Genomic DNA, 20,895 nt, shown 5'->3' with positions numbered 1-20,895 from the left:
GGTTCGCGCGGCCCGGGGCGGGTGGTTCGGGCGTCAGCGTGCGAAACGCAGCGTGACGAGCTGGAAGGGGCGGAGCGAGACCGTCGCGCCGGACGCGTCCGACGCGGACACCGCATCCGCTGCCGTCTCGCGTTCGAGCAGGTCGGTCTCGGTCACCCCGGTGTGCGGGAAGGTGGTCGAGATCGTCGCGGTCGCCCGCGAACCGTGGGACTCGTACAGTCGCACGACCACGTCGCCGGAGCCGTCTTCGGCGAGCTTGACCGTCTCGATCACCACAGCCGGGCGCGAGGATGCGACCAGCGGCTCGACCGGGGCGCTCGAGACAGGGCGCACCGGCAGGTTGAGCCGGTAGCCCTCCTCGATCGCGCTCTCGACTCCGCCGACGACGATCGCCGAGTGCAGCGTGTGCTCGCCCTGGTCGGCCTCGGGATCGGGGAACATCGGCGCGCGCAGCAGGGTCTGCCGCACGAGCGAGTACGTCCCGCCGCCTTCGCGGGCGTGCCGGGTGATGTCGTGCCCGTAGGTCGCATCGTTGGCCACGCCCACGCCGAAGGTCGCGTCCGCCACGTGCACCCAGCGGTGCGCGGGGGTCTCGAAGCGGGCCGTGTCCCAGCTGGTGTTCGTGTGGGTGGGACGGTCGATGTGTCCGAACTGGATCTCGGAGCGGGCGGATGCGGTGTGCACGTCGACGGGAACCGCGAGTTTGAGCATCCGCTGCCTCTCGTGCCAGTCGACGTGCGTCTCGATGTCGAGGGCGCGTGAGCCCGCGGCGAGCGAGACCGTCTGCGTGACCACAGAGGAGCCGAAGCTGCGCACGATCCGCAGCCCGACGCGCTCGGGCGTGTCGGCCACCACCTCGAGGCTGTCGAGCTCGGTGAGGTCGACAGCCGACCGCCGGTATTCGACGTCGACGTCCCAGGCGTCCCACTGCGTGGGGGTGTCGCGGAACAGCTGCAGCACATTGGCCCGCGTTCCGGGCGGCAGCACCTCGCGCTCGGTCGCCCGCTCGACGATCGACGTGATCAGGCCCGAGGCGTCGATCCGGATGCTCAGCACAGCGTTCGACAGCACGTGAGCGTCGCCGTCACGCTCGAGCCGCGCATCCGTGCCCACCACCGGCGCTGCTGCGCCGAACGCCGCCACCCCGTCGACCGCGTAGGGCGACGCGTTGAAGACGACTCCGTCGGCCGCTCCGCCACCGAGTGCCGCGACCGCTTGCGCGATCAGGCCTTCGAGCGAGGCGGCGACCGCGGCGTAGTTCTCCACCGCCTGGTCGTGCACCCAGCCGATCGACGACCCGGGCAGGATGTCGTGGAACTGCTGCAGCAGCACCGTCTGCCAGGCTTCGCGCAACGCGGCGACCGGATACTCGGCCCCGGTGCGCACAGCGGCCGTGGTCGCCCACAGCTCGGCCTCGTGCAGGAGGTGCTCGCTCCGGCGGTTGCCCTGCTTGGTGCGCGCCTGCGACGTGTAGGTTCCGCGGTGGAACTCGAGATAGAGCTCTCCGGCCCACACGGGCGCGGGGTCGAACTCGGCGGATGCCGCTGCGAAGAACTCGGCCGGAGTGGCGACGCGCACGATCGGCGATCCCTCGAGATCGGCCGTGCGACGGGCCGCAGCGACCATCTCACGCGTCGGTCCGCCGCCGCCGTCGCCGTAGCCGAAGGGCACCAGCGAGGTGTTCGCCCGGTCCTTGTCCTGGAAGTTCTGCTCGGCGTGCGCGAGCTCCGCGCCGGAGAGCTGGGAGTTGTAGGTGTCGACCGGCGGGAAGTGGGTGAAGATGCGGGTGCCGTCGATGCCCTCCCAGTCGAAGCTGTGGTGCGGGAACCGGTTGCTCTCGTTCCACGAGATCTTCTGGGTGAGGAAGTAGTCGGCTCCGGCCGCCCGCGCGATCTGCGGGAGCGCGCCGGTGTAGCCGAACGAATCGGGCAGCCACACCTCTTTCGGCTCGAAGCCGAACTCCTCGAGGAAGAACCGCTTGCCCTCCACGAACTGCCGCGCGAGGGCCTCGGAGCCGGGCATGTTCGTGTCCGACTCCACCCACATGCCGCCCACCGGCACGAAGCGGCCCTCGGCCACCCGCGCCCGGATGCGCTCGAACAGCTTCGGGTAGAACTGCTTCATCCAGGCGAACTGCTGAGCCGACGAGCAGGCGAAGACGAAGTCGGGGTCCTGGTCCATCAGGTCGAGCACGTTCGAGAAGGTGCGAGCGCATTTGCGGATCGTCTCGCGCACCGGCCACAGCCAGGCCGAGTCGATGTGCGCGTGGCCGACGGCGAAGACGCGGTGGGCGGTCGCCGCGGCGGGCGACGCCAGCGCCGGCGCCAGCACGGACCGGCCCGCGGAGGCCGTGCCGTGCACGTCGAACGGGTCGACAGCATCCACGACGGCGTCGAGGGCGGCGAACAGGGATGCCCGGCGCGGCGACGTCGCAGGCAGCTGCGTCGCAAGGCCGTGCGCGGTCCAGATGTCCTGGATCAGCTCCCAGACCTCGCGGTCGCGGTGCACCACGTCCATGCGCCGCAGCGTATAGATCGGAGTCTGCGGCGCCGTGGACTTGCGCCCGAGCTTCGTCGGGACGAAGTCGACGAACTCGCTGCCGACATCCGGGTTCGACGCCGCCTCGACGAACACCTCGAAGGAATCGCCGGGAGCCGCCCGCAGCCGGACGTAGCCGTTGTAGGGCTCGATGGCCTTCAGGATGCTGCCGTCCAGCGCGTACACGAGGCCCTCGGCCTGGAACCCGACCTGGCCGGCGGTGAAGCCGAGGTCGACGACCAGCTCGACATCGTCGGGATCGGCCGCCCACTCGGCCGGAACGGTGCCGGTCAGCCGGAACCACACTGTGCCCCACGGACGACCCCACGGGCGACCGACCGCGAACGGCGCGTAAGTCGCGGCGACGGCCTGCGCGAACGGCACCGGCTCATCCGGCACCTCCCACGCTTCGATCGTCACGGGCACGCTCGCGCGCTCCACGGCGGGGGCGAGGCGCTCGCGGACGAACCGGTCCACGCGCAACTCGACGAGCTGGTTCTGCTGATACAACGAGACTCCTTATATAGATGTACGGGCGTTCAGCCCTTGACCGCCCCGGCGAGCGCCGACGAACCGCCGAGCACCCGCGAGACGAGCACGTACAGTGCGATGACCGGAACGGAGTAGATGAGCGAGTAGGCAGCGAGCTGCCCGTACGCCACCGCGCCGTACTGGCCGAAGAAGGTGAAGATACTGACCGCGGCCGGCTGGTTCTCCGGGCTGAGCAGCAGCACGAAGGGCACGAAGAAGTTGCCCCACGCCTGCACGAACACGAAGATGAAAACCACCGCGATGCCCGGCCGCACCAGCGGGACGACGACGGTCCAGAGCGTCTTCATGCTCGAGGCGCCGTCAACCCAGGCCGCCTCCTCCAGCGAGATCGGCACCGCGTCGACGAAGTTCTTCGTCATCCAGATCGCCATCGGCAGCGACGAGGCCGCCATGAACAGGATGGTGCCGCCGAGCGAGTCGATCAGGTTGAGCGCCACGAACAGGCTGTAGACCGGGACCATCATCGCCGTGATCGGCAGGCAGGTGCCGAACAGGATGGCGTAGAGGAACGGCTTGTTGAACCGGTTGCGGTAACGCGACAGCGGGTAGGCGGCCAGAACCGCCACGATGACCGTCAGGATCGCGCATCCGGCCGACAGCAGCAGGCTGTTCCAGAGCGGGATGAACGCCAGGTCGGGCGTCAGCACCTTCTGAAAGTTGTCGAACGTCCACTGCTTGGGCCAGGCGACCGCGAGCGTCGCGCCCCCGTCGAACGACGCGAGCACCACCCACACCATCGGCAGCACGAACACGATGCCGATGACGATGAGCAGGATGTTGGCCGTCCACCTGAGGGCGGTGCCGTTGGGTGAGGACAAGCGCATCGAGCTCATCAGTCCACCTCCGATTTCAGTGCGCGGACATAGACGAAGGCGAAGATCGCGCCGACGAGCAACAGGATGGTCGCGATGGCGGTGCCGTAGCCCAGCTCGGAGAACTTGAACGCCTCCTGGTAGGCCAGCACCGGCAGCGTCATGCTCTTGTTGCCGGGGCCGCCGCCGGTCATCACATAGATGAGCGTGAACACCGAGAGCGTCTGCAGGGTGATCAGCATGAGGTTGGTCGAGATGCTGCGCCGGATCATCGGCAGCGTCACCAGGAAGAACCGCTTCACCCCGTTGGCGCCGTCGACTTCGGCCGCCTCGGTGATCTCCGGCGGCACCTCCGACAGCGCCGCCGAGTAGACGAGCATCGAGAAGGCGGTGCCCCGCCAGGTGTTGGCGAGGATGACCGACAGCATGGGGAAGACGAACAGCCACGAGGGGCCGACGATCCCGAACGTCGAGAGCATGGCGTTCAACGTGCCCTTGGAGCTGAAGAAGGCGTACGACGCGAAGGCCGCCACGATCTCGGGCAGCACCCAGGCGCCCACCACGAACGTCGAGACGATCGCGCCGACGACGCGGCCTCCCGACCGCATCAGCAGGGCCAGGATCATGCCCATCACGTTCTGCCCGATCACGGCCGAGCCGATCACGAACACGAGGGTGAGCACGACGGCCACGGGGAAGTCGGGGCTGTTGAACAGGTCGATGTAGTTCTTGAAGCCGATCCACTCAGTGGATGCCGCAGCCGAGCCGGTGAGCGCCGAGTTGGTGAACGAGCCGTAGAACGAGGCGAGGATGGGGCCGACCAGGAAGACGACCAGGAGGCCGATGGCCGGGATCAGCGGAACAGCCCGTGCTAACGACCGCCGAGTCTTGCGCGAACGTGCCGTGCGCTCCGGGCGCTGCGGCCGGGGGGAGATCCCCCGGCCGCGCGCGTCGGTGCCGACGGCGTCGATTGTCGACGTCACAGGGCGTTACTCCGAACTCGTCTTGTCTTTCCCGACGATTCCGACGACCGTGTCGTCGTACGCCTTGGCGGCTTCTGCCGGCGACTGCTGGCCGGTCATCACCGACTCCATCGCCACCTGGATACCGTTTGAGATCTTCGAGTAGTCAGGCGTCGCCGGACGGAACTTGGTCACCGCCACCAGCGACGAGAAGAACTCGGAGGTCGGGTTCGCCTTGGCGTACGACGGGTCGGCCGCCACGTCCTTGCGAACCGGGATCTGGCTGAGCTGGATGGCGAAGTCGAGCGAGTTCTCCTTGTTGAGGGCGTAGGAGATGAACTTGAACGCCTCGTCCTTCGCCTTGCTCTTGGAGCCCATCGAGAGCGTCCAGCCGCCCGACATGCTGATGCTTCCCGGCTTGTCGCCGGTCTGCGTCGGCATCGGAGCCGTGCCCATCACGGTGTTCCACTCGGGCCACGGCGTCGCGCCGCCCTTCTGCCAGGTGTTCGACACCCAGGAGCCGTCGAGGTTGATCGCGAGCTTGCCCTGCGGGAGCAGCTGGCTCGTGACGATGTTCTGGTAGTTGGTGTCGCTCGTCACTTCCTGCGACGGGCCGAGACCACCCTGGTAGACGTCTTTGAGGACGTCGAGGGAGTCGGTGAAGGCCTTGGAGCCGGTGATCCACTTGCTGGAGGAGGCGTCGTACAGGCCGTTCTCGCTGGCTCCGTAGAGCAGCATCTCGAAGCCCTGCATGGAGCTGGCCTCGCCGCCGGCCTTGCCGGAGAAGATGTTGATCGGCGTGACGCCGGGCACCTTCGCCTTGATGGTCTTGGCCGCGTCGAGTACCTCGGTCCAGCTGGTCGGCTTCCAGTCGGTGGGGAGGCCGGCCTTGGCGAAGATGTCCTTGTTGTACCAGAGGCCACGCGTGTCGGTGCCCATCGAGACGCCGTAGATCTTGCCGTCGTCGCCCTTGCCCGCGTCCTTCGCGTTGTCGTAGAACTGCGACCAGTCGCCCCACTTGGCCACGTACGAGTCGAGCGGCTCCAGGTAGCCGGCCTGGGCATCCGAGCGGATCAGGAACGTGTCTTCGTAGAGCACGTCGGGAGCCGTGGCCGCGCTGCGGTTCATCAGCGAGAGCTTGGTGTAGTAGTCGTTCTCAGCGGCCTTGATCGGTACCAGCGTGACCTTCTCGCCGGGGTTGGCTGCCTCGAAACCCTTCTTGGCCTTGTTCATGAAGACGCTCATGAGGTCGGACCCGAAGTCCTGGTAGGCCACCTTGATCGTTTTCCCGTCGCTCGAACCGGATGACGAACATCCGGCCAGTGCGACGAGCGTGGACGCGGCCACCGCGGCGGCCAGTATCCTGCTGCGTTTCATCGATGCTCCTTTGCTTCGATGTCCGGTGGGCTCTCTCACGCCCTCGATCCGGACCCTGTCGTAATTTATAAATCAATTTGATTTACGGCACAAGACTTTGTCAGAACATTTCCCGAAGAGTTATCGCGCGCCCCTCGTCCTCCCGCCTGAATTCAGGAGTTTTCGCGGGGCGCCGACCGCCGGCTCCTGAAAACAGGCTCGGGCGGCGTCGGCGCGATCGGATCTCCTGAATTCAGGCCGGTGCCGGGTCGCGCAGCCGCACGTCGCGCCAGCCGCGGCCCGGCATCGCGGCGGCGCCGCGGGTCAGACCAGGTTGGCGCGCGGCGAGAAGGCGGCGTCGAGCACCAGGCAGGCGGCGCCGACGGCCGCCACGTCCTCGCCGACCGCGCTCGACGCGAGGTCGACGGGATGCGTGAGGATGCTCATGTCGATCTCGCGCATCCGCTCGGGGAGCTGCGCGAGGTAACGCTGCTCCACGCGCGCCCACGACGGCCCGCCGAACACGATGCGGTCGACGTCGAGCAGCGCCGCGAGATTCGACAGGTACAGCGCCGAGTTGCGGATCGAGCGGTCCAGGATGCTCGCAGCAGCCGCGTCCCCGGCGTCCGCCGCCCGGGTCAGCTCGGTGAACAGCTCGTCGACCGCCTCCACGTCGAGGTCGAGGTCCGTGCCGTCCGGCACGGTGACCCCTCCAGGCGCCGCGAGCGCGCCCGCCCAGATGCCTTGCATGACCAGCCGGTAGGGCCGCACCGACTCCCCGTAGCAGCCTCGGCGGCCGCACGCGCAGAGCGCGCCTCCCGGGTCGACGATCGCATGCCCGACGTCGCCCGCGTTCTGCGAGGCGCCGGTGTAGACCTCCCTGGCCAGCACCATCCCCACGCCCACGCCGGTCCCGTAGTAGACGAAGACGAAATTGCCGCTCGCGCCGGCCGGGTCGCGCCAGCGTTCGGCGACCGCCGCAGCGGTGACGTCCTTCGCCAGCAGCGAGGGCAGGCCGGTCGCCGCCGTGAGCTCGTCGCGCAGGTGCAGGTCGTTCCAGCCCGGGATGAGCGGCGGCCGAACCACGACGCCGTTCCCGACGTCGATGGGGCCGGGCGCCGCCACCCCGACGCCGCTCACCCGCGGGCGGTCGACGCCCGACCGCGCCAGCAGCTCGGCGATCGCCTCCGCCGCGATCGCGATCGTCTCCCCCGAGTCGCCGGAGACCGGCGAGTGCCGCCGCAGATGCTCGACCACCGAGCCCTCGAGATCCAGCAGTACGACGGTGATGACCGTCGGGTCGAGGTGCACGCCCACGGCGTACGAGCCGGTCGGTTCCAGCTCCAGGATGGTGCGCGGCTTGCCCGGTCCGTCGATCTGCTTCCCAGCCTCCCGGATGAGCCCCTGCCCGAGCAGCCGGCGGCTCACGTTGGTGACGGTCTGCGCGGACAGGCCGGTCCGTCCCACCAGCTCGACCCTGCTCATCCCGTGGCCGGAACGCCGGATCGCGTCGAGCACGACGGTCTCGTTGAACGCAGCGATGGCGGGGAGATTCGCTCCTCTCGGCATGCGACCTCCTTCACGGGCCATGGTGTGCGGCATTCGTAGAATACATACCGGGTCGCGCTCGGTTCGGAGTGTGGCCACAATGGGGCATATGGCTCAAGCCACGAAGATCGACCCCACCGTCCCGCCGAGCGGTTCCGGCTGCGTCGAATGCAGTCAGGTCGACGGGTGGTGGTTCCACCTGCGCCGCTGCACGGCGTGCGGGCACATCGGATGCTGCGACACGTCGCCCTCGCAGCATGCGACGGCGCACTTCCGCGAGACCGGTCACACCGTGATCCGCTCGTTCGAGCCCGGAGAGATCTGGTTCTACGACTACGAGTCCGACGAACTGCTTCACGGTCCGCAACTCGCCGGGCCGCAGCACCATCCGGAGGACCAGCCCGTTCCGGGGCCGGCGGGCCGGGTGCCGGAGGACTGGCGCAGCCGGCTCCACTGAGCGAGCCGGGCGACCGAGCCGAGCATCCGGGGCCGGAGCACGCGAGCCATCCGACTCCTAGACTGGCTACGAACAACCAGCAGGCGAACGACACCGCAGTGCGGCCGCGACAGGCCGCCGACGGAGGGACGGACATGGGATCGAGGTGGGCTCGCGTGACGCGCGGGCTGCTCGCGTCCGGCATCGCCATCTTCGTCGCGGCCCTTTTCCACGTCGCCGGCGGCGGTGCGGCGCCGGGTCCGCTGCCGCTCGCGCTGAGCCTGGCGTTCGCCACCCTCGCGTCGATCGCCCTCGCCGGGCGGCGCCTCTCGCTGTGGCGCCTCACCGTCTCGGTGGTCCTCAGCCAGTTCCTGTTCCACCTGCTGTTCGGCCTGGGAACGGGCACGGCGACGCTCTCCCCCGCCGGCGAGGGCCACGTGCACCTGGGCTCCCACCTGGTCATGTCGGTCGCGGCAGGAGCATCCGGGCACGCCGACATGGGGGTCGTCCCCAGCAGCGCGTCGATGTGGTTCTCGCACGCTGCCGCCGCGCTCGTCACCGTGGTCGCACTCCGCTTCGGGGAGCGCGCCTTCTGGGAGCTGTTCGAGACGGCCCGGATGGGCGTCGCCCGGTTCGCCGCGCACCTCGCCACCGCGCCGGTCACCCTCTTCTTCACCCCTGCCACCGCCGTCGAGGCGGAGCCGTCGCGCCTGCAGGATCTCGGCATCCCGCTCGGCCGCCTTCGTCACCGCGGGCCCCCTCGGGCCGCCGTCGCGTTCTGACGTCGCGTCGCCACGGATGCCGTGGGCCGCGCCGTCCGTGCACGCGCGCCTCCCGCATCCTCTGACGACTCCGACCCAGGACATCCCCATGAAGAAAAGAACCATCGCCGCGACGATCGCCGCCGGCACGACCGCCCTCCTGCTCTTCGGCGCTCCGCTCGCCGCGAATGCCCACGTGCACGTCGACCCCGACCAGGCCTCCCCCGGCAGCTACGCCACCCTGACCTTCCGGGTCCCGACCGAGTCCACGACCGCGGGCACCGTCAAGCTGGTCGTCGACCTGCCGACCGCAACCCCGTTCACGTCGGTGTCGTATCAGCCGGTCGCCGGCTGGACGACCACGGTCGACACGGAGAAACTGACCAAGCCGGTTACGACCTCCGACGGGACGATCACCGAAGCCCCGGTCCGCGTCACCTGGACGGCCGGCAGCGGCGTGCAGATCGCGGCGGGACAGTTCCAGCAGTTCACCATCTCGGCGGGAGCGGTCCCCGACGTCGGCCGGATCGTGATGCCGACGCATCAGACGTACTCCGACGGAACGGTCGTCGACTGGTCGGACAAGACCCCCGCGTCGGGCGCAGAGCCCGAGCATCCGGCGCCCACGGTCTACGTGAACGACCCGGCGCCCGCCGGCGGCGACGCCAACCCGGTGGTCGCGACAACCGCGCCGGTGCCGGCGTCGTCCTCGAGCGGGCTGAGCGACGCGGTCGCGATCGGACTCGGGATCGCCGGCCTCCTCCTGGGCGCGATCGCACTGGTCGTGGCCGTCTTCGCCGCCACCCGGCGTGCGCGTGGAAAGGCGAGCGCATGACGCGCCTCCGGCTGCTCACCGCATCCGTCGCCGCACTCGGCGCTGTGGCGCTTGCGCTGCTGCCCGTGGTCGGAGCGTCGGCCCACGACTACCTGGTCGACAGCGACCCGAAATCCGGCGCCGTCGTCACCCAGCCGTTGCAGAGGGTGTCGCTCACGTTCAACGACCGCGTGCTCGACCTCGCCGGAGACGGCTCAGGCTCGCTCGTGACAGTGACGGGCCCGGATGCCGGCTCCCGCCACTTCGAGACCGGATGCGCGACGGTCGCCGACCGCGTCGTCTCGGCACCCGTCGCGCTCGGTGCCGCGGGAACCTACACGGTGACGTACCAGGTGGTCTCGGCCGACGGGCACACGGTGTCGGACGCGCTGACGTTCACGTACCGGCCGCCTGCGGGCGCGGTGGCCGCGGCGGGAAGCGACGCGGCGGTCTGCGGCGCGAAGACGCCCGCCTCGACCCCGCGCTCCAGCGCGACCGCCCCCGCGGTTCAGCCGACCGAGTCGGCCGGCTCGGCCGCCCCGACGGCGCCCGCCTCCGACGACTCGGGCAACCTGGCCCTGGTGATCGGCATCGGGATCGGGATCGTCGTGCTCGCGATCGCCGGAGTTCTCATCGTGGTCTTCACGAGCCGCCGCAAGCCCACCGAGTAGGCCGCGCAGTCCGCTCCGCGCAGTCCGCCCCGCGCAGTCCGCCCGCAATCGAGTCCGGACTTGCTTGGTCGAAATCGCGTTCTGAGACCCAGCAACTCCGGACTCGATTGCGGGCGGGGCGGGGGCGGGGCGGGGCGGGGGGCGGGTGCGGGGGCGGGGGCGGGGGATACGGCGCCTCAAGGGGGTTTCCCGGGGCGGCGCAGGGGCGTACCTTCAGCACATGGACAAGGACGCCCAGAACCCGCAGAACGCAGTGCCCGCCTACCAGCTGGACCCGGACATCGTGCCCACGTCCCTGCCCGATCCGAGCGCCGTGGACGACGGCGACGAGGAGGACGGGCGCCTCTAGCCGGGCGAGTGCGACGAGCGGCTGACCCGCTGCCGATCAGTCGGGAGCGCCGCCCGACGCTGTGTCCTCTTCCGTCTCCGCGTCGTGATGCTGCTGCTGCGACGGCTCGGACTCCTGGCCGTGCTGCGGGTCGGCCGCCGTGAGGTCGGCGCTCGTCATCTCCCGTTCGCCCTCGTCGAGGTCGGGGCGGTTCTGCTGGTCGCTCATCGTTGTCGGTCCTTTCGTGGTGGGTCACGGACGGTAGCCCCTGGCCTGCGAAGCCATAAGGGGTGGCGACAGAGCGCCGCCCGGGGTATCGCGCGGCGCATCCAGGCGAGGGGCAGCGCGGCGCATCCGCGGGAGGGGTTGAGCACACCCACAGCCAGATGAGGCAGGGTGGCCACGTGGAGATCGTCGTGGACGTCGTGCTGGTGGTGCTCGCCGTCGTCGCGATCGCCGCCGGGTGGAGCAAGGGCGCCATCAAGGCCGCCGGCTCCCTCGTCGGCCTGGGTCTCGGCCTGTGGGCAGGTCTGGCCCTCGCGCCGCTGGTCGTCGGCTGGCTCGCCTCGGCCGGCTGGGGCAGCATCATGCAGCGGTCCGTGGTCGCCTCGATCGTCGTGCTGGCCTGCGCCGCCGTGTCCTACGCCATCGCCGTCACCATCGCAGCCTTCATCGGCAAGGTCGCGCGGCACGGTCCCATCCGCTGGCTGGACTCGCTGATCGGGTCCGTGCTCGGGCTGCTCACCTGGGCGCTCGTCGTGTGGCTGGTCGCCGGGTTCGCGCTCGCCACCAATATCGCGACCGTCGTGCAGGCCGCGAACTCGTCGCGCGTCGTGGCGACCCTCGAGACCATCGCGCCCATCCCGTCGTCGACGATCCTGGGCGCCGTGGACGATGCCCTCGCCGACGCCGGGCTGCCCAAGGTCTTCGAGGGCGGCGAGTCGATCACGACCGTGCAGCCGCCCGACGGCTCGGTCCCGGCCGCAGTCGTCCGCTCCGAGCGTTCCGTCGTCACCGTCCTCGCGTCCAAGCCCGACTGCGGAGTCGACTCCGAGGGCAGCGGCTGGGTGGTCTCGCGCGGCCGGGTCGTCACCAACGCCCACGTCGTGGCGGGCGCATCCTCGATCGTGGTGCGCGACCCGGTCACGGATCGTCCGGTGGCCGCGACGCTCACCGCATTCGACCCGGAGCGCGACCTGGCGGTGCTCGACGTGACCGACCTCACCGCGCCGCCGCTCGACATCGGCAACGACCTCACGGCCGGGGCCCAGGCCTACGCCGCCGGCTACCCCGGCAACGGTCCGTTCACCGTGAGCCCTCAGCGCGTGCGCGATCGCGTGACCGCGCGCGGCGCCGACATCTACCAGACCGGTGTCGTCGACCGCGACATCTACGCGCTGCGCGGCGCCGTGCGTCCGGGCAACTCGGGCGGCCCCCTGCTGGACTCCTCGGGCAAGGTGGCCGGAGTGGTGTTCGCACGCTCGAGCGTCGACCCCGACACCGGGTACGCCCTCACCCTCACGGAGCTGCGGCCCGTGCTGTCCCGGGTGAGCTCGGCGCCCATCAGCTCGGGCGGCTGCGCGACGGGCTGACGCCTCGGCGGCCACGGGGTCGTGACGGCCGCCACGGGTCGTACCGCGCGCTGTGGGAACGTACTGCGTCGAGCCCTTCTACTGTCCCCGGCGCCCCTGCCCGGCTAGCCTGGAGTCACCGCATCCCGCCGCACGTCGGACCGACATGATTCCGGGCGACACAGGTGCAGGGCAGGTGCGCGATCCCGGGCCCGTCGACCGAGTCCGGGATCTCGGAGGCGACCGGCAGGGCGGCCGCGCCCGTCTCGCGGCTATGCGCATCCCGCTCCGGAGTGGTTGGCTGGAGCCATGAAGGCTGTCACCTACGCGTCCACAGGTCCGTCCGATGTGCTCGAGCTCGTCGATCGCGAGGAACCGCACCCCGCCCCCGGTGAGGTGCGCGTGCGCATCCACGTCTCGGGCGTGAACCCGACCGATTGGAAAGCCCGGCGCGGCGGCGCCGAGTCGCAGACGCTCCCGCGCCCGCAGGTTCCGAACCAGGACGGCGCCGGCGTGGTCGACGAAGTCGGCGAGGGCGTCACGGAGTTCGCGGTCGGCGACCGGGTCTGGATGTGGGATACCGCTTACAAGCGCGCGGACGGAACCGCCCAGGAGCTCGCCGTGGTCCCCGTACGTCAGGTCGTGGCCCTGCCCGACGACGTGAGCTTCGACGTGGGCGCTTCGCTGGGCATCCCGGCCCTGACCGCGCACCGCGCGCTCACCGTGCACGAATCGTCGCCGAGCGAGCTCGCACCCGGTTCCCTTTCGGGTCGCACCGTGCTGGTCGCGGGCGGTGCCGGAGCGGTCGGCCACGCGGCCATCCAGCTCGCGGTCTGGGCCGGCGCCACCGTCGTCTCCACCGTGAGCAGCCACGAGAAGGCCGAGCTCGCCCGGGCGGCCGGCGCCCACCACGTCGTCAATTACCGGGACTCGGACGCCGCTCAGGCGATCGGGGCACTCGCGCCGCGCGGCGTCGACATCGTGGTCGAGGTGAACGGCGCGGCGAACGCCGAGCTCGACGTTCGGGTGACGGCTCCGGATGCGGCGATCGCGATCTACGCCGACACCCCCGACTCGCCGGGCGTGACGATCCCCGCGCGCCCGAGCATGAGTAAGAACCTGCGGTTCCAGTTCGTGCTGACGTACACGGCGCCGTCTGCCGCGAAGGATGCCGCCGTGCGGGGCGTGGCCGCGGCCGCGGCCGCGGGAGCACTGTCGGTGGGCGCCGAGCACGGGCTCCCGATCACGCGCTTCGCGCTGGCCGACACCGCTGCCGCCCACGACGCCGTCGAGAACGGCCTGATCGGCAAGGCGCTCATCGACGTGGCGTGAGCGCGGCGCCGTTGCCAGTACGCGCGCCGTTTGCCGGTTGATGTCGTCAACACGCCCGGGATGACGACGACGACTGGCAAACGGATGCGCCGACCCGGCGCGGATCAGCTCGCGAGTGCGTCCTGCGCCCGCCGGGCGCGATCCTTCTGCAGCAGGCTGAGCTGCGTTGCGAGAGCGACGGCCGCGACCAGTGCGATCGCCAGCCCGTAGCCGATCACCGACGGAAGCAGCCCGACCACGCCGATCAGCTCACCGACCACGAGCGCCGGCACTCCGTACGCCAGGTAGCTGACCAGGTACACACCCGCGAAGAGCTCGGCCCGCTGGTGGTTCGGCGCGAGCGGGGAGAGGATCCGCAGTGTCGCGGAGAACGCCACGCCGAAGCCCGCGCCCCCGAACACCGCCGCCACGAAGAGCAGCCAGAGCACGCTACCGGCGACCGCCACGACCGCGAGGGTCACGCCGATCAGCACGGCCACGGTGCCCCAGACGATCGTCAGGCGGGCGGGAGCCCGGCTCAGCAGGAACCCGGCGAGTGCGCCGACGGCCGGCTGGAGTGCGACGATCAGGCCGTTGACGAGGCCGCTGTCGATGTGGAAGACGCCGCGCACGATCGACGGCGCGAGGCCGAGGAACAGTCCGGCGAGCATCCAGGTCGCCGCCAGCAACGGGACGGCGCCGGCGAACTCGCGGCGCGCGGCGCGCGGAACGCTGAGGCGCGGGATGAGCGAGCGGATCGCCCCCGGACGCCTCGTCACGGTCTCCCGGGATGACGCGACGACGACGATCCCCGCGGCGAAGACGACGGCGAGGGCCGAGAAGATGAGGACCGTGGGCTGTGACGTGAACTGCACGGCCGCGCCGGTGATCAGGGCGCCGAGGGCGAGACCGCCGACCGGAGCGGTGCTGCCGATCACGGCGCCGAGCTTCTTGTGGCGCTCGGGGGCGAGTTCGACGATCGAGGCGGTGAACGTGCCCGTCGCGGCTCCGGTGGCGACACCCTGCACAGCGCGGGCGACGATGATCCAGCCGATGTCACGGGCGAACAGGAAGAGCAGCATGGCCACGACTTCGAGCGCGAGAGCGCCGATCAGCACCGGGCGGCGGCCGATGTGGTCGGAGACGGATCCGGCGATCAGGAGGGTGACCAGCAGGGTGATCGCGTAGATCGCGAAGGCGACCGTGAGCACCCAGGCCGGGAAGCCCCACTCCTGCTGGTAGAGGACGAAGAGCGGACTGGGGGCGCCGGCGGCGAAGGTGACGCCGACGAAGGCGAGTGCGGCTCCGGCGAAGGCGGCGACCGGGCCGAGCGTGCGCCGGCGTGTCGTGACCGCGGCGACGGCTCCGGTTCCCGTCGCTCCTGCGGTTGCTGTTCCTGTTGACATCTTCGCCTCCTAAAAGCAAATGCGATTGCTTTAGGGATGTTAGACCTATCGCTCCTCAAAAGCAACAATTTTTGCTTTAAGAAATTCCTGACGTATAATCGACGTCATGGAAACCAAGACCACTCCGTCGAAGAGGACGGGCGGGCGAAGCGCCGCGGTCATCCACAACGTGCGTACGGCCGTCGAAGAGCTCGTGAAAGAGCGAGGCAGCGACCGGGTGACCGTGCCGATGGTCGCAGAGCGTGCGGGCGTCAACCCGACGAGCATCTACCGCCGCTGGGGCGACCTGCCCACCCTCATCAACGACATCGCCACGTACCGCCTCGACCCCGAACGCCCCCTGCCGCAGAGCGGGACCCTGCGTGAAGACCTCACCGACTGGGCGCGCGAGATCGTGGAGCACTACAGCAAACCGGTCAACGCCGCACTGCTGCGCGGGGGCGCCGCCAACGCCGGCGAGCGCGAATCGGACTGCCTGCGCAACCGCCGGGCGGAGGCGACCATGTTCATCGAGCGCACGGATGCCGCGGGCATCACCCCCGACGACATCGTCGACCACGTGGTCGCGCCGATCATCTACCGCGTCATCTTCCAGCCCTGGACGCTCACCGACCGCACCGCCGACGACCTGGTCGCCCGCCTCTTCGCCTGACGACGCGAGCATCCGCCCCGCGCAGCCGCTCGGTAGGCTCGACGGATGAGCCGGACCCGTGAGGAGAGCGCCGCCGCTCGCTCCGGATGGGCGGTCGGGCTCGCGACCGCCGCCTACGGAATCTCGTTCGGCGCTCTCGCGACGGCATCCGGCCTCGACATCTGGCAGGCCTGCGTGCTCAGTCTCCTGATGTTCAGCGGCGGCTCGCAGTTCGCCCTGATCGGCGTGCTCGCGTCGGGTGGCACGTCCGCGGGCGGCTCCGCGATCGCCGGCGCCGCCCTGCTCGGGGTCCGCAACTCCTTCTACGCCCTGCGGCTGTCGCGCATCATCGGTCCCGGCTTCTGGCGCCGGGCAGCCGCGACCCAGCTCACCATCGACGAGTCCACTGCCGTCGCGACCGCCCAGAAGGAGCGGCGTGCCCAGCGCATCGGCTTCTGGACCACGGGCCTGGTCGTCTACGTCGGCTGGAACCTCACCACCCTCGCGGGCGCGCTGCTCGGCAACCTGATCGGCGACGTCAAGGCCTACGGGCTGGATGCCGCTGCCGCCGCCGCCTTCCTCGGCCTCCTCTGGCCGCGGCTCAAGGCGAGGCAGACGCAGGCCGTCGCGGTGGCCGCCGGGTTCGTCGCGACGTTGCTCACCCCCTTCCTGATGCCCGGCCTCCCGGTGCTCGCGGCGGCGCTGGTCGCCATCGTGATCGGAACCCTCAATCTGTTCGGACGGCGCACCGACCCACCGCATCCGGAAGCCATCCCGATGGAACGCGAGGTGGAGCCGTGACCACCTGGAACATCATCCTGCTCGCCTCGATCGCCGTCCTCGCACTGAAGGCGATCGGCTGGCTGGTGCCGCCCAAGGCGCTCGACCACCCGACGGTCGCGCGCATCAGCGACCTGCTCACGGCGGCCCTGCTCGCCGCACTCATCTGCGTGCAGACGCTCGGCGCCGGCCAGGGACTGCACGTGGATGCGCGCCTCCCCGCCGTCGCGATCGCCGCCGGTCTCTACGCGCTGCGGGTCCCGTTCATCGTGGTCGTTCCGGCCGCGGCGGTCGTCGCCGCGCTCATCCGCCTCATCCCCTGACGCACAAGGTCCCGATCTACCACCCGGACCCCCTCGCGACGGTAACTCGGGACCCCTTTTCGCCTGTCGCCGGCCCGGGGCGGCGCGCGCAGGCGGCGGCCGCAGGCGACGCTCGCGGCGACGGCAGCCGTGTCGGAGGCCGTTCGTACTCTGTGAGTGCAGCGGGCCGGGCTGCGGACCCGACCGAAGGAGAGCAGTGGCCCCGTGGCATCCCGTCGCCAACGCTCACGCGTCGGAGTGGCTGCTGCGCCAGGGCGCGATGGACGCCCCGTACGCCGTCGTCCGCCGCTTCGCGTTCGGCGACCCGAACCGGCCCGAGCTCTGGTTCCGCGTCGTCACCTGGGCCCCGCGCTCGGCCGACCGCGAGTTGATCGGCTGGTGCCGCACGCTCGAGGCCGCTGCCGCTGCCGGGTGGGATCACCGCTGCGCCTCCGAATCGTGGCGGCACCATCTGGCCGCCAAGCGCACCGACGCCGCCACCATGGACCGTGAGCGTCCGTCGGCGGCCGACCTGGTGCGCTTCTACCGGGCGTCATTGCGGCGGCGGCCAACTGCGGGGACCATGGAGCGCACGACATCCGGGAGGCATTGATGGCAGAGACCGCGACGAGTTCCGACGGCAGCGCGATCGCATTCGAGAGGTCCGGCGCCGGCCCGGTGCTCGTGATCGTCGGGGGTGCGCTCAACACCCGCCGCAGTCCGGGTGGGCTGGTCCCCCTGCTCAGCGGGCGTCTCACCGTCGTCACGTTCGATCGGCGCGGTCGCGGCGACAGCACCGATGCGTCGACCGCCGCGGGTCCTCACGGGTTCGCGGTTCCGGATGCACGGGACCATCGTGGCGCGATCGCCCGCGAGGTCGCCGATCTGCACGCGGTCGTCGAGGCGGTCGGCGGCAGCGCCATGCTGTACGGGCACTCGTCGGGTGCCGCGCTGGCACTCGAGGCGGCATCCGGTTCGTCGGCGATCAGCCGGGTGGCGGGCTACGAGCCGCCCTACTCGACCGGCGGCGGGCGCGAGGGCGTTCCCGACGGCGGGGCCGACGTGGTCCAGGATGCTCTGGCCGACGGTGACCGTGACAGGGCGGCCCGGGCGTTCCTCGCCGGCACCGGGATGAACCCCGACACCGTGGCGGATCAGCCGTGGTTCCCCGGCCTCGTGTCCCTCGCCCCGTCGCTCCCCTACGACTTCGCCCTCGTCGACGACGGGCCGCCCGCCGACGTCCTCTCCCGGATCGCCGTGCCCGTGCTGCTGATGGCCGGCGGCGACAGCCCCGCGTGGATGCACCAGGCGGCTGTGGCTGCCGAGCGGGGCATCCGGGATGTCAGCCTGCGCATCGTCCCGGGCCAGTCGCACAACGTCGACGATGCCGTGCTCGCTCCCCTGCTCCTCGACTTCCTGGTCGGCGCATGAGCGACGCGCTCCCCCGACCCGACGACTCCCCCGACGCCGACCCCGACGACGGACGTCCCGAGAGCGCGACGCAGCGCGCCGACCGCAACTGGGCGGAGATCCTGCAGGAGTTGCGCGTGACGCAGACCGGCACCCAGGTCATCAGCGGCTTCCTGCTCACGATCGTCTTCCAGCAGCGGTTCGCCCACCTGGACCCGTTCCAGGTGGGCTTCTATCTGGTGCTCGTCGTGATGGCCGCCGCGGCCACCGCGCTGGGGCTCGCCCCGGTGGCGTTGCACCGCGCGCTGTTCCAGCACCACGAGAAGGTGCCGACGGTCACGATCGCCGACAGGCTGCTGCGCGCGACCTTGACGCTGGTCGCCTTGCTGACGAGCGGCGTGGTCTTCTTCATCTTCGATGTGACGCTCGGCCGGCCCGCCGGGTTGATCGCCGGTTCGGCGATGCTGGTCCTGCTCGTGCTGCTGCTGGTCGTGTTCCCGCGTTCGGTGCTGGGCACGCTGCGCCGCCGCCGCAGGCGATAGCGACGCGACCGGATGCTCCGAGCACGCACGGTCGAAATATCCGTGCCAGCCCGGATGCCCGAGCCGGCACCCGACCGTAGGTTGATATCAGTGTTTCAGGGGGAGACACGGGGGAGGCTGGGGTCGGCGCGGAACATCCGCTCCGGCCCCAGTCGTGTGTCGGCGGCCGGCGCCGGCCCGAGACCGGCCCGATCAGCGCTCGACCACGAACGCGACATGCTGCCGCAGCACCTGCATCGCGGCGGACAGCGTCTCGTCCGTCCGGCAGTCGGCCTCCGCTACCAGGCCGACGCCGGCGTCGGCGAACACCCGAACGAGCGCTGCGTCGTGCGTCGTCACCCCGCCTTCCGCGGGAGCGAACACGATGCGGATCACGTCGACGGTCCGCTGGTTCCCGGTCGAGGCGGGGTCGCCGAGAGCCAGCAGCGAGCGGGCGCGCAGCGTGCGGTTCTCGTGCAGTCCCGACGTCGAGTCGACGATCGCCGCCGACGAGGTCGCGTCGTCTCCGGGATGCAGGTAGTCCTGACCGCTGGCGTCGATGCGCTGCAGGATCGCGCGGCACCCGGTCGACGCCTGCACGAACTCCGCGTGGTCGGCGTCGCCTCCCGGCGCCTGCACCCAGCCCTGCACATCGCCGAGGTCGGCGTAGAACGCGATCGCTCCGGCATCCCCTGACCCCAGCCTCTGGCCGTCGGCGAAGCTGAAGGTCGCGGCGGGCGCCGAGAAGCCGGCGAACGGAACGCACCCGGCCAGAGCCAGCCCCGCCGCCACCGCGAGCGAGACGGCGCCGAGCCCGCCCCGCCTCCGGCGCCCGCGGTGCCCAGTGGCCGAACCGGATGCACGAGCCGTGCGTGACGAGCGGGCCATGACTCCCCCTTCGGTGTCGATCCGATCCTCGCCGTTCCCGTCGCCCGAATCAACGGTCGGCCGCGCCCTCGCACGACCCACGGGCGCGCCTACACGAAGAAAGGGCCGGACCCCCGAAGGGATCCGGCCCGCTCGTCGCCCGGGGGCGGTGAGTCGATGACTACTTGGTCAGCGGCTCGAGGGTCGGGTCGTTGGCGTACGCCTCGGCCGCGTTCTCCTTGGTGACGATGACCGGCTTCAGCAGGAACGCCGGGACGATCTTCTTGCCGTTGTCATACGACTTGTCGTCGTTCGTCGTGGCCTTCTTGCCCGCCTGGAGCTCCTTGACCATCTCGATGGCCTGCTTCACCAGGTTGCGGGTGTCCTTGTTGATGGTCGAGTACTGCTCGCCCGCCATGATGGACTTGACCGACTCGGCCTCGGAGTCCTGACCGGTGACGGTCGGGATCGGCTTGCCTGCACCCTTCACCGAGGTGATGATGGCGCGAGCGAGGGTGTCGTTCGGCGACAGGACGCCGTTGAGCTCCTTCGAGCCGTAGTTGGCGGCGAGCAGGGTGTCCATGCGGGTCTGCGCGTTAGCCGGCAGCCAGCCCTGGGTAGCGGTCTGCTTCAGTTCCTTCTGGCCGGAGACGACCGTGAGGGTTCCGTCGTCGATCTTCGGCTGAAGGATCTTCATGGCGCCGTTGAAGAACACGGCCGAGTTGGCGTCGTCCGGCGAACCGGAGAACAGCTCGATGTTGTACTTCGTCTTGCCCGGGAACTTCTTGGCCATTCCGTCGAGGAGGGCCTGACCCTGAAGCTCGCCGACCTTCTCGTTGTCGTACGCGACGTAGTAGTCGACGTTCGGCGTGTTGAGGATGAGGCGGTCGTACGCGATGACGAGGGCGCCCGCATCGTGCGCGGCCTTGGCCTGGGCGGCGAGCTGGCCACCGTCGACCGCGCCGATGATGACGACCTTGGCGCCGTTGGTGATCATCGAGTTGATCTGCGACTGCTGGTCGGCGACAGCACCGGATGCTCCGGCGTACTGCACGTCGCCCTTGAAGCCGGCGTCCTTCAGCCCGTTGGTGAACAGGTCACCGGCGAGCACCCAGTTCTCCGACGTCTTAGTCGGGAGGGCGACACCGATGGTCGCGCCCTTGTCGAAGCCCGCGGCCGAGGAGCCGGAACCGGATCCACGGCTGGAGCAGCCCGACAGGGCGAGCGCGGCGACAGCAGCGACGGCCACTGTCGCGAGTGCGATTTTGCGCATGTGTACTTTCACTTTCTCTTTTTGGATAGTGCAGGGTTGTGTTGT

Annotated in this window: 22 protein-coding genes; 13 read left to right on the top strand and 9 right to left on the bottom strand. The window is 70.2% G+C overall.

The features are described from left to right. Positions 1–33: 33 nt before the first annotated feature. From ACFVV5_RS15955 to ACFVV5_RS15935, 5 genes are all read right to left on the bottom strand, one after another. Positions 34–3,048: an alpha-mannosidase gene (locus tag ACFVV5_RS15955; protein WP_387246049.1), complete on the bottom strand. Its 3,015-nt coding sequence runs from the start codon at positions 3,046–3,048 to the stop codon at positions 34–36. A gap of 29 nt (positions 3,049–3,077) precedes the next feature. Continuing rightward, on the bottom strand, positions 3,078–3,914 hold the full coding sequence (locus ACFVV5_RS15950) for a carbohydrate ABC transporter permease (protein ID WP_387246254.1): 837 nt from the start codon (positions 3,912–3,914) through the stop codon (positions 3,078–3,080). Positions 3,915–3,922: 8 nt separating this feature from the next. Next, positions 3,923–4,885, bottom strand: a complete 963-nt coding sequence (locus ACFVV5_RS15945) for a carbohydrate ABC transporter permease (protein ID WP_387246046.1) — start codon at positions 4,883–4,885, stop codon at positions 3,923–3,925. 6 nt (positions 4,886–4,891) lie between these two features. Continuing rightward, entirely contained in the window at positions 4,892–6,241 is a 1,350-nt protein-coding gene (locus ACFVV5_RS15940) for an extracellular solute-binding protein (protein ID WP_387246044.1), read from the bottom strand. A gap of 303 nt (positions 6,242–6,544) precedes the next feature. Next, complete coding sequence (locus ACFVV5_RS15935; protein ID WP_387246042.1) at positions 6,545–7,789, bottom strand: ROK family protein; 1,245 nt, start codon at positions 7,787–7,789, stop codon at positions 6,545–6,547. 88 nt (positions 7,790–7,877) lie between these two features. On the opposite strand from ACFVV5_RS15935, the gene ACFVV5_RS15930 reads away from it, so the two are divergent. From ACFVV5_RS15930 to ACFVV5_RS15910, 5 genes are all read left to right on the top strand, one after another. After that, entirely contained in the window at positions 7,878–8,225 is a 348-nt protein-coding gene (locus tag ACFVV5_RS15930; protein WP_387246040.1) for a UBP-type zinc finger domain-containing protein, read from the top strand. Between the two features lie 155 nt (positions 8,226–8,380). Then, the gene (locus ACFVV5_RS15925) at positions 8,381–8,986 is read left to right on the top strand and encodes a hypothetical protein (RefSeq protein ID WP_387246038.1); all 606 of its coding nucleotides are present in this window, start codon (positions 8,381–8,383) and stop codon (positions 8,984–8,986) included. A gap of 88 nt (positions 8,987–9,074) precedes the next feature. Continuing rightward, entirely contained in the window at positions 9,075–9,800 is a 726-nt protein-coding gene (locus tag ACFVV5_RS15920) for a YcnI family protein (protein ID WP_387246036.1), read from the top strand. Continuing rightward, positions 9,797–10,450: a copper resistance CopC family protein gene (locus ACFVV5_RS15915; RefSeq protein WP_387246034.1), complete on the top strand. Its 654-nt coding sequence runs from the start codon at positions 9,797–9,799 to the stop codon at positions 10,448–10,450. The genes ACFVV5_RS15920 and ACFVV5_RS15915 overlap by 4 nt, the downstream gene beginning before the upstream one ends. 220 nt (positions 10,451–10,670) lie before the next feature. Next, positions 10,671–10,799 carry a hypothetical protein gene (locus ACFVV5_RS15910; RefSeq protein ID WP_387246032.1) on the top strand — a complete coding sequence of 43 codons (129 nt, stop codon included), beginning with the start codon at positions 10,671–10,673 and terminating at the stop codon, positions 10,797–10,799. Positions 10,800–10,835: 36 nt separating this feature from the next. On the opposite strand, the gene ACFVV5_RS15905 is transcribed toward ACFVV5_RS15910, so the two are convergent. Beyond that, positions 10,836–11,006, bottom strand: coding sequence for a hypothetical protein (locus tag ACFVV5_RS15905; protein ID WP_387246030.1), 171 nt, complete (start codon positions 11,004–11,006; stop codon positions 10,836–10,838). Between the two features lie 176 nt (positions 11,007–11,182). Here ACFVV5_RS15905 and ACFVV5_RS15900 point away from each other — a divergent pair, with 176 nt between their 5' ends. Beyond that, positions 11,183–12,370 (top strand): MarP family serine protease, encoded by a 1,188-nt coding sequence (locus ACFVV5_RS15900; protein WP_387246028.1) that lies wholly within the window; start codon positions 11,183–11,185, stop codon positions 12,368–12,370. Positions 12,371–12,658: 288 nt separating this feature from the next. Further along, positions 12,659–13,681, top strand: a complete 1,023-nt coding sequence (locus ACFVV5_RS15895) for an NADPH:quinone reductase (protein ID WP_387246026.1) — start codon at positions 12,659–12,661, stop codon at positions 13,679–13,681. Positions 13,682–13,785: 104 nt separating this feature from the next. Here ACFVV5_RS15895 and ACFVV5_RS15890 read toward each other — a convergent pair whose 3' ends face one another. After that, positions 13,786–15,066 (bottom strand): MFS transporter, encoded by a 1,281-nt coding sequence (locus tag ACFVV5_RS15890; protein ID WP_387246024.1) that lies wholly within the window; start codon positions 15,064–15,066, stop codon positions 13,786–13,788. Between the two features lie 106 nt (positions 15,067–15,172). Between ACFVV5_RS15890 and ACFVV5_RS15885 the strand changes: the two genes are divergently transcribed. The 6 genes from ACFVV5_RS15885 (at position 15,173) to ACFVV5_RS15860 (ending at position 18,731) form a co-directional block, all read left to right on the top strand. Next, positions 15,173–15,718: a TetR/AcrR family transcriptional regulator gene (locus ACFVV5_RS15885; RefSeq protein ID WP_387246022.1), complete on the top strand. Its 546-nt coding sequence runs from the start codon at positions 15,173–15,175 to the stop codon at positions 15,716–15,718. Between the two features lie 45 nt (positions 15,719–15,763). Next, positions 15,764–16,498: an AzlC family ABC transporter permease gene (locus ACFVV5_RS15880; protein ID WP_387246020.1), complete on the top strand. Its 735-nt coding sequence runs from the start codon at positions 15,764–15,766 to the stop codon at positions 16,496–16,498. Beyond that, complete coding sequence (locus ACFVV5_RS15875) at positions 16,495–16,800, top strand: AzlD domain-containing protein (protein WP_387246018.1); 306 nt, start codon at positions 16,495–16,497, stop codon at positions 16,798–16,800. The genes ACFVV5_RS15880 and ACFVV5_RS15875 overlap by 4 nt, the downstream gene beginning before the upstream one ends. Positions 16,801–16,996: 196 nt before the next feature. Beyond that, on the top strand, positions 16,997–17,392 hold the full coding sequence (locus ACFVV5_RS15870; RefSeq protein WP_387246016.1) for a hypothetical protein: 396 nt from the start codon (positions 16,997–16,999) through the stop codon (positions 17,390–17,392). Continuing rightward, positions 17,392–18,210 (top strand): alpha/beta fold hydrolase, encoded by an 819-nt coding sequence (locus tag ACFVV5_RS15865; RefSeq protein ID WP_387246014.1) that lies wholly within the window; start codon positions 17,392–17,394, stop codon positions 18,208–18,210. Before ACFVV5_RS15870 ends, ACFVV5_RS15865 begins: the two co-directional genes overlap by 1 nt. After that, positions 18,207–18,731 carry a DUF6328 family protein gene (locus tag ACFVV5_RS15860; RefSeq protein WP_387246012.1) on the top strand — a complete coding sequence of 175 codons (525 nt, stop codon included), beginning with the start codon at positions 18,207–18,209 and terminating at the stop codon, positions 18,729–18,731. Before ACFVV5_RS15865 ends, ACFVV5_RS15860 begins: the two co-directional genes overlap by 4 nt. A gap of 192 nt (positions 18,732–18,923) precedes the next feature. Here the strand turns inward: ACFVV5_RS15860 and ACFVV5_RS15855 are convergent, their stop codons facing one another. Further along, positions 18,924–19,598, bottom strand: coding sequence for a hypothetical protein (locus tag ACFVV5_RS15855; protein ID WP_387246010.1), 675 nt, complete (start codon positions 19,596–19,598; stop codon positions 18,924–18,926). 160 nt (positions 19,599–19,758) lie between these two features. Further along, positions 19,759–20,850 carry a substrate-binding domain-containing protein gene (locus ACFVV5_RS15850; protein ID WP_387246009.1) on the bottom strand — a complete coding sequence of 364 codons (1,092 nt, stop codon included), beginning with the start codon at positions 20,848–20,850 and terminating at the stop codon, positions 19,759–19,761. Positions 20,851–20,895 lie beyond the last annotated feature (45 nt).

This window comes from Leifsonia sp. NPDC058248 (assembly GCF_042881905.1).
Lineage (GTDB): Bacteria > Actinomycetota > Actinomycetes > Actinomycetales > Microbacteriaceae > Leifsonia.
This window is presented reverse-complemented; position numbering and strand designations above follow the sequence as displayed.

Bases quoted from the DNA above. Each gene is read 5' to 3' on its own strand.
- ACFVV5_RS15930 (WP_387246040.1), top strand. From the start codon at position 7,878: ATGGCTCAAGCCACGAAGATCGACCCCACCGTCCCGCCGAGCGGTTCC.
- ACFVV5_RS15860 (WP_387246012.1), top strand. From the start codon at position 18,207: ATGAGCGACGCGCTCCCCCGACCCGACGACTCCCCCGACGCCGACCCC.
- ACFVV5_RS15920 (WP_387246036.1), top strand. From the start codon at position 9,075: ATGAAGAAAAGAACCATCGCCGCGACGATCGCCGCCGGCACGACCGCC.
- ACFVV5_RS15850 (WP_387246009.1), bottom strand. From the start codon at position 20,850: ATGCGCAAAATCGCACTCGCGACAGTGGCCGTCGCTGCTGTCGCCGCG.
- ACFVV5_RS15910 (WP_387246032.1), top strand. From the start codon at position 10,671: ATGGACAAGGACGCCCAGAACCCGCAGAACGCAGTGCCCGCCTACCAG.
- ACFVV5_RS15905 (WP_387246030.1), bottom strand. From the start codon at position 11,006: ATGAGCGACCAGCAGAACCGCCCCGACCTCGACGAGGGCGAACGGGAG.
- ACFVV5_RS15935 (WP_387246042.1), bottom strand. From the start codon at position 7,789: ATGCCGAGAGGAGCGAATCTCCCCGCCATCGCTGCGTTCAACGAGACC.
- ACFVV5_RS15885 (WP_387246022.1), top strand. From the start codon at position 15,173: ATGGAAACCAAGACCACTCCGTCGAAGAGGACGGGCGGGCGAAGCGCC.
- ACFVV5_RS15950 (WP_387246254.1), bottom strand. From the start codon at position 3,914: ATGCGCTTGTCCTCACCCAACGGCACCGCCCTCAGGTGGACGGCCAAC.
- ACFVV5_RS15855 (WP_387246010.1), bottom strand. From the start codon at position 19,598: ATGGCCCGCTCGTCACGCACGGCTCGTGCATCCGGTTCGGCCACTGGG.
- ACFVV5_RS15880 (WP_387246020.1), top strand. From the start codon at position 15,764: ATGAGCCGGACCCGTGAGGAGAGCGCCGCCGCTCGCTCCGGATGGGCG.
- ACFVV5_RS15865 (WP_387246014.1), top strand. From the start codon at position 17,392: ATGGCAGAGACCGCGACGAGTTCCGACGGCAGCGCGATCGCATTCGAG.
- ACFVV5_RS15915 (WP_387246034.1), top strand. From the start codon at position 9,797: ATGACGCGCCTCCGGCTGCTCACCGCATCCGTCGCCGCACTCGGCGCT.
- ACFVV5_RS15940 (WP_387246044.1), bottom strand. From the start codon at position 6,241: ATGAAACGCAGCAGGATACTGGCCGCCGCGGTGGCCGCGTCCACGCTC.
- ACFVV5_RS15890 (WP_387246024.1), bottom strand. From the start codon at position 15,066: ATGTCAACAGGAACAGCAACCGCAGGAGCGACGGGAACCGGAGCCGTC.
- ACFVV5_RS15895 (WP_387246026.1), top strand. From the start codon at position 12,659: ATGAAGGCTGTCACCTACGCGTCCACAGGTCCGTCCGATGTGCTCGAG.